The 12,244-nt window shown below is 56.7% G+C and carries 11 protein-coding genes; 4 read left to right on the forward strand and 7 right to left on the reverse strand.

The window, feature by feature from the left end:
* Window positions 1-13: 13 nt before the first annotated feature.
* The 3 genes from Q4T40_18290 to Q4T40_18300 all read left to right on the forward strand — a co-directional run bounded on the left by Q4T40_18290 (window position 14) and on the right by Q4T40_18300 (window position 2,922).
* Window positions 14-1,588 (forward strand): AbgT family transporter, encoded by a 1,575-nt coding sequence (locus Q4T40_18290; GenBank protein MDT8903189.1) that lies wholly within the window; start codon window positions 14-16, stop codon window positions 1,586-1,588.
* 216 nt (window positions 1,589-1,804) lie between these two features.
* Window positions 1,805-2,620, forward strand: a complete 816-nt coding sequence (gene speD, locus Q4T40_18295; GenBank protein MDT8903190.1) for an adenosylmethionine decarboxylase — start codon at window positions 1,805-1,807, stop codon at window positions 2,618-2,620.
* Window positions 2,621-2,715: 95 nt separating this feature from the next.
* Entirely contained in the window at window positions 2,716-2,922 is a 207-nt protein-coding gene (locus tag Q4T40_18300; protein ID MDT8903191.1) for a hypothetical protein, read from the forward strand.
* Window positions 2,923-3,041: 119 nt separating this feature from the next.
* Here Q4T40_18300 and rocF read toward each other — a convergent pair whose 3' ends face one another.
* Window positions 3,042-3,941 (reverse strand): arginase, encoded by a 900-nt coding sequence (rocF, locus tag Q4T40_18305; GenBank protein ID MDT8903192.1) that lies wholly within the window; start codon window positions 3,939-3,941, stop codon window positions 3,042-3,044.
* Between the two features lie 106 nt (window positions 3,942-4,047).
* A complete protein-coding gene (locus Q4T40_18310; GenBank protein ID MDT8903193.1) occupies window positions 4,048-4,881 on the reverse strand; it encodes a TrmB family transcriptional regulator in 834 nt (277 codons plus the stop codon).
* Between the two features lie 175 nt (window positions 4,882-5,056).
* Between Q4T40_18310 and Q4T40_18315 the strand changes: the two genes are divergently transcribed.
* On the forward strand, window positions 5,057-5,485 hold the full coding sequence (locus tag Q4T40_18315; protein MDT8903194.1) for a DUF2000 domain-containing protein: 429 nt from the start codon (window positions 5,057-5,059) through the stop codon (window positions 5,483-5,485).
* A gap of 111 nt (window positions 5,486-5,596) precedes the next feature.
* On the opposite strand, the gene Q4T40_18320 is transcribed toward Q4T40_18315, so the two are convergent.
* The 5 genes from Q4T40_18320 to Q4T40_18340 all read right to left on the reverse strand — a co-directional run bounded on the left by Q4T40_18320 (window position 5,597) and on the right by Q4T40_18340 (window position 12,162).
* Window positions 5,597-7,573 carry a methyl-accepting chemotaxis protein gene (locus tag Q4T40_18320; GenBank protein MDT8903195.1) on the reverse strand — a complete coding sequence of 659 codons (1,977 nt, stop codon included), beginning with the start codon at window positions 7,571-7,573 and terminating at the stop codon, window positions 5,597-5,599.
* Between the two features lie 356 nt (window positions 7,574-7,929).
* On the reverse strand, window positions 7,930-9,114 hold the full coding sequence (locus tag Q4T40_18325; protein ID MDT8903196.1) for a methyl-accepting chemotaxis protein: 1,185 nt from the start codon (window positions 9,112-9,114) through the stop codon (window positions 7,930-7,932).
* Window positions 9,115-9,282: 168 nt separating this feature from the next.
* Window positions 9,283-10,419 carry an HD-GYP domain-containing protein gene (locus tag Q4T40_18330; protein ID MDT8903197.1) on the reverse strand — a complete coding sequence of 379 codons (1,137 nt, stop codon included), beginning with the start codon at window positions 10,417-10,419 and terminating at the stop codon, window positions 9,283-9,285.
* A 205-nt stretch (window positions 10,420-10,624) separates the two neighbouring features.
* Window positions 10,625-11,791 (reverse strand): ABC transporter substrate-binding protein, encoded by a 1,167-nt coding sequence (locus tag Q4T40_18335; protein ID MDT8903198.1) that lies wholly within the window; start codon window positions 11,789-11,791, stop codon window positions 10,625-10,627.
* A gap of 182 nt (window positions 11,792-11,973) precedes the next feature.
* Window positions 11,974-12,162 carry a hypothetical protein gene (locus Q4T40_18340; GenBank protein MDT8903199.1) on the reverse strand — a complete coding sequence of 63 codons (189 nt, stop codon included), beginning with the start codon at window positions 12,160-12,162 and terminating at the stop codon, window positions 11,974-11,976.
* Window positions 12,163-12,244: the final 82 nt, after the last annotated feature.

Consider the following 12,244-nt stretch of genomic DNA (forward strand, 5'->3'; position numbering starts at 1 on the left):
TAAGGAGGTACTTATGTCAAACACCGGACAGATAAACCCCGTTCCCCCAACGGAAAAGTCCAGTTGGTTCCAGAAGACCCTTGACGTAATCGAGTTTGTCGGCAATAAGTTCCCGACCCCGTTCGTCCTCTTTTCTCTCCTGGCCTTGTTCGTTCTGGTCGTGTCGGCGGTGTTCGAGGGCACGGCGGTTTCTTACCTGGGCAAGGGCGGCAAGCTGGTGGCCGTGAAGGTGGTCAGCCTGATGAACGCCGACGGGTTCCGCTATATTATTACGAGCATGGTCAAGAATTTTATCAATTTCCCGCCGCTGGGCCTTGTCGTGGTTATGATGCTGGCGATGGGCCTGTCGGAAGCGACCGGGTTCGTGAGCGCGCTGGTGCGCAAGATTTTGCTGGGGGTACCGCCCTGGGCAATCACGGCGACTATTTTTCTGGTAGGCATCAACGGCAATCTGGCTTCGGACGCGGCGATGGTTTTCGTGCCCGCAGCGGCGGCGGCCGTGTACGCCGGGATGGGCCGCAACCCGATTCTGGGGATGTCGGTAGCGTTTGCGGCCACCGCCGCCGGGTTCAGCGCGAATTTCCTGCCGGCAGGTACGGACGCTCTGATCGCCGGCATCACGCAAACGGCTATCGGCTCTATTCCCGCGACAGCCAAGTCGGCGGTCCACCCGCTGATCAATTATTATTTCATGAGTTCTTCGGTCATTATTCTGACGGTTGTCGGCACGCTGGTCGCCGAAAAGGTGGTGGCCCCCCGCCTGGCTAAATTGAACCTGCGCGATTTGGCCGACGATACGGCCGAGCACAAGGTGACGGCGGAGGAAAACAAGGGGCTTAGGTACGCCGGTGTGGCGGCCCTCGTTTATGTGCTGCTGCTGCTATTGTTGATGGTGCCCGAGTTCGGCTGGCTGCGCGATCCCAAGACTCATACCCTCATACCCAAGTCGCCGTTTATTTCCGGCATTATCCCCATTTTGTTCCTGTTCTTCTTCTCGGTGGGGATAGCGTTCGGCATCGGCAAGGGCGCTATCAAGAGCGAGCGCGATGTTTCCGATCTGCTGTCCAAGGGCCTGGCCGGCTCTCTGAGTTTTATCGTGACGGCTTTTGCCGCCGCCCAGTTCGTCGCCTGGTTCGGCAAGACGAATCTGGCGACGGTCATCGCGGTCAAAGGGGCGAACCTACTGCAGTCGATGCATTTCACCGGCGTCGCCCTGGTGATTTCCCTCATCCTCCTGTCCGCCATCGTCGATCTGTTCGTTATCAGCGGGTCGGCGAAATGGCTGGTGCTGGCGCCGATCTTCGTGCCGATGTTCGGCCTGCTGGGCTACGAGCCGGCGCTGACGCAGGCCGCGTACCGGATTGGGGAAAGCTCCGTCAACGCCGTGACGCCGCTGAACTATTATGTGCCGGTTATGCTGGGCATCATGGCGCGTTATCTGAAGGACGGCGAAAAGGCTGGCATGGGAACGCTGATGGCGACGCAGATCCCCTATGCGCTGGCGTTTTTGGTTGTCTGGACGGCGTGGCTGATCGTCTTTATGGCCTTCAATCTGCCGTTGGGACCGGGAGCGAAAATATTCCTGTAGTTTGCCGCTTCATTATATATTGCGGCCCGACAAAACCCCCGTGTACGGTTACACGGGGGTTTTTGTGTCCGGAATTACGCCTCACGCATGTAAAAATTCGCCTGATTTGCCGGTTATGTGTCGTTCGGCGGTATGTTAATTAAATTTTAACGAAATATTTGCGAGTTTGCATTATAATAGAGAATGGAGTTCATTAGCATAGCGAAGGTGAATATATTGGAGATTAAGGCGCTTAAGAAGCTGCGGTTATACGGGTTCAACAATCTTACCAAGACACTCAGTTTTAACATGTACGATATTTGTTACGCCAAAAGCGTGCAGCACCGCAATGAGTATATCGCTTATATCGACGAGGAGTACAACGCCGAGAGGCTTACGGCCATCCTGACCGAGGTGGCCGACATAGTCGGGGCGAATATCCTCAACATCGCCCGCCAGGATTACGAGCCGCAAGGGGCGAGCGTGACGATGCTTATTTCCGAGGGCAAGCATAAGCCGGGCGCAGCCGATGAGGACGGCTTGCTTGATCCTGCGGCGTGGGGCGAGGATATAGCGGCTCACCTTGATAAGAGCCATATTACTGTCCACACTTACCCTGAAAGCCATCCCGATAAAGGCATCAGCACTTTCCGGGCGGATATCGATGTTTCGACCTGCGGCGAAATTTCGCCCCTTAAAGCGCTCAATTATTTGATCAACTGCTTCAGTTCCGATATCGTGATCGCCGATTACCGGGTAAGGGGCTTCACCAGGGACATCAACGGCAAGAAGTTCTTTATCGACCATAAAATCAACTCTATCCAGAACTATATCGCGAAAGAGACCCGCGACCTTTATCAGATGATCGACGTTAATGTCTACCAGGAGAACATCTTCCACACCAAAATGCTGCTGAAGGAGTTCGATCTGGATAATTATCTGTTCGGGACCGCCAAAAAAGAGCTGCTGCCCGGCGAAAAAAAGAAAATCAAGCAGCGCTTGAAGAAGGAAATGGCCGAGATATTTTACGGCAAGAATATCCCGAAGGTTTGAGTGAGATAATTCCGTTTGTACGCGGGGTTATATGGCAAAGCGCCGTTTCGGTTTTTGCCCAGGGACGAGATGATTATGCAGAAGGAGGGCCAATAATGAGAATCGCCGAGCAAATTTTCCGGGCTAAGGATCGTACCAGCCAGATTCAGACCGACTACGATACCGGCCACGTGTTCCAGGTGTTTGTCAACGGCCGGCTGCAGGATCCCCACACATACCAACGGCAGGGACAGACGATCAATATGGGCTTCGATTGTCTTGTTGCCGGCGACGTGGTGCAGATATTTTACTTTCTGCCGTAGACATCGCGGCTTTCCGGGCCATCTTTAACTTGTGAAAACTGGCGTGCCGCCAGTTTTTTTGTTTGCCGGCCGGCGCCAAGTTTTGCCTTGATGTTTGGCGGAGGCGCGGTCCGCCGGGTCTAGCAATAGATCCGTTTGCCGAGGGCGGAGGTGATTAGTTCCACCGCCAGGACGGCGGTCGTGTTGCCGCCCCGGTCGACGATGGGGTTGACTTCGACCATTTCCAGCGATCTGAGGAGGCCGGTTTCGGCCACCAGTTCCAGGGCGAGATGCGCTTCCCGATAGTTGAGGCCGCCGGTAACCGGCGTTCCGACCCCGGAGGCGATCGACGGATCGACCACATCGAGGTCGAAGCTGACGTGAAAGCCGGTGCCGCCGCGGCCGGCAATGGCCACAGCTTCTTTGACGACGGCGGCGATTCCCATTTCGTCGATTTTGTTCATGCTGTAGACAGTTACTTTCGACCGCTTCAGCCGTTCTTTTTCTTCGGGGTCGAGGTCCCGCACCCCGATGATTACGGTTTTTTCTTCTTTTACTTTGGGGGTGAAGCCGCCGATGGTCACCAGGCGCGGATCGCCCCAGCCGCACGAGGCTGCCAGGGACATGCCGTGAATATTGCCGGTTTCGCTCGTTTCGAAGGTGTTGAAGTCGCCGTGGGCGTCGAACCATATGACGCCGACATCGGGGATTCTGCGGGCGACGCCCGCGAGCGTGCCCAGGGAAATGCTGTGATCTCCCCCCAGGATCAGCGGCAGGCTGCCGCGGCCGACAATGCCGGAAACGATGTGCGCCAGCTGTTCGCAGCCGTGAATGATTTCGTCGACGAACAACAGGTGGGGGTTTTCGATTTTGAGGCTTTCGGGAACGGGGATTTCGATGTTGCCGGTGTCGATGACGTCGATCTCCATTTTCTGCAGCGCCTTGCTGAGGCCCGCATAGCGGAGGGCGCTAGGGCCCATGTCCGTCCCCCGCCGGTTTGCCCCCAAATCCATGGGCACGCCCACTATTTCTACTTTCATCTTATTCTCTTTTCCTCTCCTCATGAATAAGGCTTTGTTATCGCTTGCCCCGTATTATTGTACGTAGCCTGAGGTCCCGTATGCGCCGCAGGCTGGTGCGGCTGGTTCAGTCAAGGGGAAGGTAGTGCTTTTTACCGTTTGGCTCCAACAGGAATTTGCGGCGGAGGTCAGTCAGGTTGGGGCCGAATTTGGCTTCAAGCTCCCGCCCGAATACGCTCATGATTTCCATGATGTAGATATCGTGGATGATGACTTCGGTGATCGGCATGACCAGCCCGGGATGCCCCGTCCAGGCGGCGCGGCTTTCTGCGCCGAGGGAAACGATGCCGGCGATGATTTCGCGGTCGTCGATGCTGGATACGATCCAGCGGCCGCCGTATTCGGCGGTGATTTCTTCCGGCATGTAGTGTTGATAGACGGTTGCAAACGGGAAGTCCAGCGCGCCGTAAGCTACTATCAGGATTTTTACTCCCTTGCGGGCCGCTTCCTCCAGCGCGTCGCGCAGCTCCAGCGCGTCGTCGCTCCAGACTTCGAGCAGTACGCGCCGCTCGGCTCTGCCGATTTCGTCCCGTACGCGGGCGATAATCGCCTCGTGGCCCGCGATGTTCCAGATGGTTTCGCGGTGCTGCGCGGTTACGGCAAAGCGCCGCAAAGCTTTCCGGGCGACATGATAGGTATTTTCCGCGCGGTGTTTCCTCCGGGCGATGAGCTCGTCGGGGGGCAAGGGAAGATACTGGGGCGTGCTTTCCTGGCTGACCAGGATGTCGCCGCGCGACACCAGGGCGCTCAGCACTTCGTAGATTTTGGAGCGCGGCACGCCGGAGTTCAGCGAAATCGCATAACCAGACAGCGGGGCTTTTTCCAGCAGCGCCAGATACGCTTTGGCCTCGTATTCCGTAAAATTGAGCTGCTGCAGAATCGAAACGACTTCACTTTTCATCCGCGTCCCCCTCGATAATATTCTTTGCTCTAAGCGGTTTGGGCTTGACAGGAAAGAAAAACCTTTCTATAATTACAAACAATAGCTACCTTTGTAGCTACTATTATACGGCAGCGACGGAGATGTTGCAATAGCGCCGCGGCCGGCAAGCAAATATTGTGGAGGAAGATCGAGAATGACGACGGCGCTTTTACCCGCAACACCGAACCGGTGCGTGATCGTGATGGATAAGGAGCTGTCCGGGGGAAGCCTGGCCAACGCGATCGCCGTGATAGCCCTCAGTGTCGGGCAGCGGCATCCCGCGCTCGTCGGCGAACCGTTGGTCGATGCCTGCGGGTTCGCCCATCCGGGGCTGATCCCCACAGGCATTCCGATGCTGTGCGCGCCGCAGGACGCTTTGGCGAGCATCCGGCGGGAGGCGCTGGCGAACGAGTGCGATGTGGTGGACTTTCCGGTGGAGGGTCAGCAGACGAAAAACTACGGGGAGTTTCAGGAGATGGTGAGCCAAGTCCCCACAGAGAACATCAAATATACCGGCCTGGCGCTGATCGGCCAAAAAAAGACGATCAGCAAGATCGTAAAAAGACTCGATTTGATGAGTTGACAACGGATGGGCTGACGCTGGGATGCGCGCAATGGTAGACGAAACCCCGGCCTGTAGAGGCCGGGGTTGGCTGTTTGTTCAGGGTCGGCTTTGCCGGCGGTTGTTCGCCTTTTACAGCCTGAACTTGGCGACGGCGACTTGCAGTTCCTGGGCAAGCCTGGCCAGCGCTTCGCTCGAGGTCGCGACCTCCTCCATCGAGGCCAGTTGCTCCTCGGTAGCCGCCGATACGCTCTGCGCTTCATCGGACGATTTTTTGCTCAGATCGTCGATCAGGTTTACCGATGCCACGATCTTTTGGCTGCCTGAGGCCATTTCCTGGATAGCCTGCGAGATCTGTTTGATTTGGCCGCTCACTTCGGTTACCATGCCCGCTATCTCGCGGAACGTGGCGCCGGCGGCATTTACGACTTTCGCGCCTGTTTTCACTTCTTGCGTCCCTTGCTGCATCGCCTCGACCGCTTTGTCGGTGTCGATCTGGGTATCGCTTATCAGGCCGGCGATCTTTTTCGCCGCCTCTTCAGACTGCTCGGCGAGCTTACGCACTTCTTCCGCCACGACGGCAAAACCCCGGCCCTGTTCTCCGGCGCGGGCGGCCTCGATGGCGGCGTTGAGGGCCAGGAGGTTGGTCTGGCCGGCGATTCCGGAGATGGTGTCGACGATCTGGCCGATTTCTTTCGACCGTTCACCCAGCTTAGCCACCACCGCCGCCGAACTGTCGACCGTTTTTTCGATGCGGTCCATCTGGCCAATAGCTTCGTCGACAGCCGCACCACCGGCAGCGGCTTTTTCCGCCACCCGTTCGGACTGGTTTGCGACACTGCCGGAGTTGGCGGCGATTTGCTGGATGCCTGCCGATAGCCTGGTAACCGTTGCGGCTGCTTCGCCGGCGGCGTTTATCTGTTCGGCGGCCCCGCTCGCGACTTCCTCGATGGAAATGGCGATTTGGTTGCTTGCCTGGGAAGACTGACCGGCGCTGGCGGTAAGTTCTTCCGAGGAGGCGGCCAGATACTCTGCCTTAGTCGAAATGTGTTTGATGAGGCTGCTGATGCTTTGGGTCATTTTTTCAAAGCTTTGCGCCAGGCGGCCAATTTCGTCGTTCGAGCTGATGCCCATGCTCGCCTGGGATAAATCGCCGCCGGCAATCTTCTGGGCGGCTGCCTCAAGCGACTGGATGGGGCGGGCGATGCGCCGGGCAAACCAGCTGATGGCGATGCCGGCGAGCAGCATGACGACAACGATGGTCACGAGGGAGATGATTGTAAGTGACGACAGCACGCCGGTTATTTCCCCCGTCGGCACGGTGAGGGCCAGCGACCAGCCGGTGCCCGGGACCGGAGCGTAGGCGATCATTTTTTCGACGCCGTCCCAATCGTAGCGCGCGAAACCGGTCTCGCCTTTCACCATTTTCCCGGTCACATCGCGAATGGCTTGGGGAAATTTTGTATCGGTCAAGGAGTTGGCTTTCATCACCAGGTCTTTGTTGGCGTGGATGATCACCAGCCCGTCGCCGCGAACCATGTAGGCGTTGCCTGTCTCGCCGACCTTGATGCCCAAGGTCCGTTTTTCCAGTTCCTCAATATATATGGCGCTTACCAAGACGCCCGCAATTCGATCACCGGCCTTGATGGGGGTGGCGAGAACAACTACCGATCTGCCTGTTGTCATCGATTTAAGAGGGTCGGAAATCGAGGTGACGCCTTTCATGCCCGCCTGAAAATAGGCCCGGCTGCCCAGGTTGCCTTTTGTCCCTTTTGTATCCACCAAGGTGCCGTCAGGCTTAATCCAGAAAATATTCTCGTAAATCCCCCGGTTGTTGCTAATTTCCGCGCCAAGATAGGCCAGCATAGCCTCCTGGTTGCCGCTGGCCATTACCGGGGAACGGGCAATGGTCATAACTTCCGTTTTGCGGACTTCCAACCACTTGCCAAGTCCTTCGGCGTTGGCGCCCACAGATTTTTGGAGCTCAGCCACGACGTTGTCGGTGATGATCGCCCGCGCCCGCCAGTAGTTCAGGCCGCCCAGGGCGGCGAGCGCAACCAGGACAATGGCGAGAATGGTAACCGTGAGTTTTGCCTGAATAGTTTTCACGAAATCAGCTCCTCCCAAATTGTGCGGAACCCTTCTGCCCGAAATTGCATTAAATTTGTAACAACTGCAAGAATTGTACCATTGTTGTCGCGTCAGGGGAGCGGGAGCCCGGGAGCCTGTGTTCGCCAGGGTATGTCAAATCTTTTCTTGCTTGCGGCCCACGAGGGCTACCGACAATATTTTACAAACTATCCGGTGTCGCTTTTTTGTCAAGCTGTTTTTGATACACCCAGGGAGATTTTGTATCATTATGCTCCTCTCTGATTATTTTCGCGGCAAACGCACCGCGGGACCTGCCCGCCGACGATGAGCCAGGGCTTTTTTCGGACAGCGGGCCGGGTATGACCGGGTCGTTTTTACGACGATTTGGTCAGTTGCAGCGTTATCTGGCACACTTCTTCGCTTTCTTGGCGGATATTTTCGATAGCGTCGAAAATCTCCATGATCTGTGTGTTTTCCTGCTGCGAGGCCTGCGATATCTCGGCGAATAAGGCCTGGTTTTCGAGCATTTCGCCGGACAGGTTCCCCATGGCGAAGACTATCTCGGACACGGCCGCCTGGATGCTGCCGACCGCCTGGCGAATGGTGTCGGTGGAGGTCTGGCTTTCGGCAGCCAGTTTGCCCACTTCCTTGGCCACGACGGCGAAGCCGCGCCCGGCCTCGCCGACGCGGGCGGCTTCGAAGGTGGCGTTGAGGGCCAGGAGATTGGTCTGCCCGGAAATGTGTTTGATGGCTTCGACGATGTTGCCGATGCTTTTCGCCGCTACCGACAGGGTATCGGATATGCTCTTGACCTGTTCAAGGGTGGCTATGCCGTGGCGGAATCTTGCGGTCAGTTTGTCGAAGGACGCGGTCTCCTCTTGAACGGACTGGGCTCGCTGCTGGGTGATGGCGGAAATCTGCTGCATCTTTTCCATGAGATGGTTCATGCCGTTGACGACTTTGCCGGACAGCTGCCTGTAACTGAACAGGGTGACCCATTTCATGAGCTCGCAGGCTGACCTGATTTCGATCATCCGCTGGGCGGCGATTATCCGGCTGGCGGGATTTAGGTACTGCCGATATTTCTGCTGCAGCGCGCCTTTCGCGCCCACAAGGGTCTCCGGCCCGATGACAACCTCGGCTTTGCCGAGGAGTTCGGCAACTTCATCCCCGGTGATTTCTTCGAAGGGGATATACGCGAAGCGCAGGTGGTCGATGCCGTTGCTGACGCATTGGTCGGCAACCATTTTCGTAAATTGCGCCGTGTTGCCGAATACGTGCACAGTCTGGTCCCGGGGCAGCTTGGCCAATTCGATGAAGTAAGGGGTGTAGGGGAGCAGGTCTATGCCGACCAGTTTGTCTACGGGTATGAGCTTGGCCAGTTCGGCGCGGCGCTGGGAAACGCAGACGAAGAGATCGGCCGCGTCAGGGCCGGAAAGTTCGCCAAGCGGGCAGCCCCGGATAGCAACGCCTTCCCCGAGCACTTGCCTGACAATTCCCGCCACCTCGTCCGCGACCAATTGGTCGCCGGCCACTGTCATAACTCTGATGTCCTGCACGCGCATTCCTCCGATGCAATCTTTTGAATATTTCCGGCGGTATTACGTCGTATGGAGGTGCTAAATAATGGCTTTTTGCAGTTGATTGTTATTTCGACACAATCCAGCGTAAACCTCCAAACAGTGTATTCGCGCGGCGAACGAACCCCGGCGCTGCCTGCGGCGAATCTATTTCTTGCGAGTTACCGCCAGCAGGGCGTCGACTGCTATGGGATCGAATTGCCGTTCCCTGCCTGCCTGTATAATGGCGATCGCTTGTTCCACACTCATGGCTTTGCGGTATACCCGGTCGGAGGTTAGAGCTTCAAAGACATCGGCGACGGCAATAATTCTGGCAAGGACGGATATCTCGTCTTTCTTCCGGCCATGGGGGTAGCCTCGCCCGTCGAAGTGTTCGTGATGGTCGCGGATCGCATCGCTGACGTTTTGCAGCCGGCCGATATGCTTGAGCGCGTCATACCCGATCTGAGGGTGCCGGCGTATTATCGAAAACTCGGCGTCGGTCAGTCGTTCCGGTTTGTTCAGTATCGGCTCGGGAATGCAAATTTTCCCGATGTCATGCAGGATAGCCGCAATGCTGAGCTCTTTCAGTTCGTTGTCGCCGAGGCCGATGTGTTTTCCTATGGATAAGGCTAGCGACTGCACGTTGGCGCTATGGGTTTTCGTGGGCGGGTCTCTGCTTTCGATAAGGTGGACCATGGAGGTTACTATATCCATCAGGCTCTGGAGGTTTTCCATTTCCAGAGATACTTCCTGGGTTATGTCGGTTACGATTTCAAAGACCTGCTCGATATTCCCGTGACGGTCTTTTACCGGTATAACTGTTTGCTGCCCGTATTTTTGGCGGCCGTTTCTATCGTATTTGAGCTTGGCGCCGCTTTCCGGCCTGCCGGATACGAACGCTTTCTGAACGAGGCAATCGCCGCAAAGTTCCCCGTTCCCTAAAACCTCGTAGCATTTTTTCCCTCTGACGGCTTGGAGCTGCATGCCGGTAACTCTCAGTACCAGCTCGTTGGCGTCGATGATGGTGAAGTCCTTTTTCAGTATGACTACAGCGCCGGGCATATACATAAAAAGCGGTCTAAGCGCTTCGTAGGCTACCGGGTTTTCAGGCCGAACAACCCTTGCGGCGGCCCGATATTCCGCAAAGACGACATAGGCGACGATCATGAGCAGCAGGAACCCGGCTCCCTGCAGCAGTACGATGTTATCAAGCCCCTGGCGTTGCGCGAGCTGATATTTTGTTGTGGCGATAATACTGAGGGCGATGCCGAATAGACATAGCGGCACCGCTGCCGTTTTCACCTTTATCGCTTCTCATCCTCTCACCGGGATAGGGGCAGAGCCCGTTTGACGATTATTGTCTAATTTTAGCATTATATATGGATATGCCTATTTCCTCTGGGAATTCGCTGAAACCCGGGTTTTTTCTTAAAATCGGGGGGCAACGCGAAAACCCGGCCTTGGGGCCGGGCTTTGCGTGCTGCGCGTGATGCGGTTGTCGGGCGGTCTACGGCTTGATGGTCTGCTTGTATACCTGCTTGCCGTCTTTGAGTTCGAGGATTACTACGCCTCTGACGGCGTCGTGGGTGGCGTTGAGGTTCATTTCGCCGCTGACGCTTTTGAAGTTTTTGGTGGCGGCCAGGGCTTCGCGGATTATGTTCGCGTCGGTGCTGTTGGCGCGTTTGATGGCGTCGGCGAGCAGGTTGGCGGCGTCGTAGCCCATGGCGGCCATGGAGTCGGGAATCTGGCCGTATTCCTTTTTATAGGCTTCGACGAATTTGTTGGAGGCGGGGTTTTTGTCCTCGGTGGAGTAGAAGTTGGTGAAGTAGGTGTTGTTGGCGGCCTGGGGGCCGGAAAGCTCGACGAGCTTGGGCGAATCCCAGGCGTCGGCGCCGAGGATGGGCGCGGCGATGCCGAGTTCGCGGGCCTGCTTGATGATTTTGCCCACGTCTTCGTAGTAGCCGGGGATGTAGATCATGTCGGGGTTCTGGGCTTTGAGTTTGGTGAGGATGGGTTTGTAGTCCTGGTCCTTCTGGAGGTAGGCTTCCTGGGCGACTATCTGCCCGCCGCCGGCGGCGAAGGCGCCGCGGAATATTTCGGCGAGTCCTTTGCTGTAGTCGCTGGAGTTGTCGACCATGACGGCGGCTTTACGGGCTTTGAGGCCTTTGAGGGCGAAGTCGGCGCCGACTTTGCCCTGGAACGAGTCGATGAAGCAGGCGCGGAAGGTGTAGTCCTTTACTTTGCCGGTGCGCTCGTCGACGGTTACTTTGGGGTTGACGGTGGCGGCGGCGACGAAGGGGATTTTGTTGGCTTCGGCGACGGCCGAGGCGGCGATCCCGCAGGAGCTGACGGTGAAGCCGGTCACGGCTACTACTTTGTCCTGGGATATTACTTTGGCCATGGCGTTGGTCGATTCGGACGGCTCGCCTTTGTTGTCGGCGGTTATGATGTCAAGCTGTTTCCCGAGGACGCCGCCGGCGGCGTTGATTTCCTTGAAGGCAAGTTTTGCGCCGTTGGCGGCCGAGGTGCCGTAGGACGCGGTGTTGCCGGTGAGTTCGTACACCATGCCGATTTTTATGCCTTTGTTGTTTGCGGTGCCTCCGCAGCCGGCGACGAGACCGGCAAGAACGATGATGGCGAGCGCTGCGAGGCCCGCTACAGACAACCGTTTCACGTTTATCCTCCCTCTGTTAGAAGCCGATTTTTGATGCTGCTTTACGCTACGGACCGATGTCCTGAATACACGTTATTTGACACGAAGCTTAAAAAACCTCCAGGACGAATGAACTAGGACAAGATTTTGGCAAGCAGGCGGGGCAGACAGGAACACCGTGCCGGCGCTCTTGTCCACGAGGGTTAGCCGGCGGTGTCCCGGTAGTCGTTGAAGTTTTCGGGGGGATCGCTGCTTTCGGCGACCAGTTTGCCTGCGGTTTGGCAGCGGGGGCATTTGCCGAAGTCGTCTTCCAGGATCAGGCCGGTTTCGGTTTTGAATTTTGCCCCGCATTGCGGGCATATGTAGAACAGCCAATAGGCTCCCCAGGTCATCGGGGGGCACCTCCTTTTTTGTGCACTTATTATATGATACCATTTTTTATGGCTGAGGGCGGACTTTTTAGCGGCGAGAGTC

It is taken from the genome of Selenomonadales bacterium 4137-cl, assembly GCA_032334055.1.
In the GTDB taxonomy this organism is placed as follows: Bacteria; Bacillota; Negativicutes; order Sporomusales; family UBA7701; genus Anaeroselena; species Anaeroselena agilis.

Excerpts from the sequence above, each read along its gene's own strand:
- Q4T40_18290 (MDT8903189.1), top strand. The coding sequence starts at position 14 with ATGTCAAACACCGGACAGATAAACCCCGTTCCCCCAACGGAAAAGTCC.
- rocF (MDT8903192.1), bottom strand. The coding sequence starts at position 3,941 with ATGAAAGTAGAAATAGTGGGCGTGCCCATGGATTTGGGGGCAAACCGG.
- Q4T40_18340 (MDT8903199.1), bottom strand. The coding sequence starts at position 12,162 with ATGACCTGGGGAGCCTATTGGCTGTTCTACATATGCCCGCAATGCGGG.
- Q4T40_18310 (MDT8903193.1), bottom strand. The coding sequence starts at position 4,881 with ATGAAAAGTGAAGTCGTTTCGATTCTGCAGCAGCTCAATTTTACGGAA.
- Q4T40_18300 (MDT8903191.1), top strand. The coding sequence starts at position 2,716 with ATGAGAATCGCCGAGCAAATTTTCCGGGCTAAGGATCGTACCAGCCAG.
- Q4T40_18315 (MDT8903194.1), top strand. The coding sequence starts at position 5,057 with ATGACGACGGCGCTTTTACCCGCAACACCGAACCGGTGCGTGATCGTG.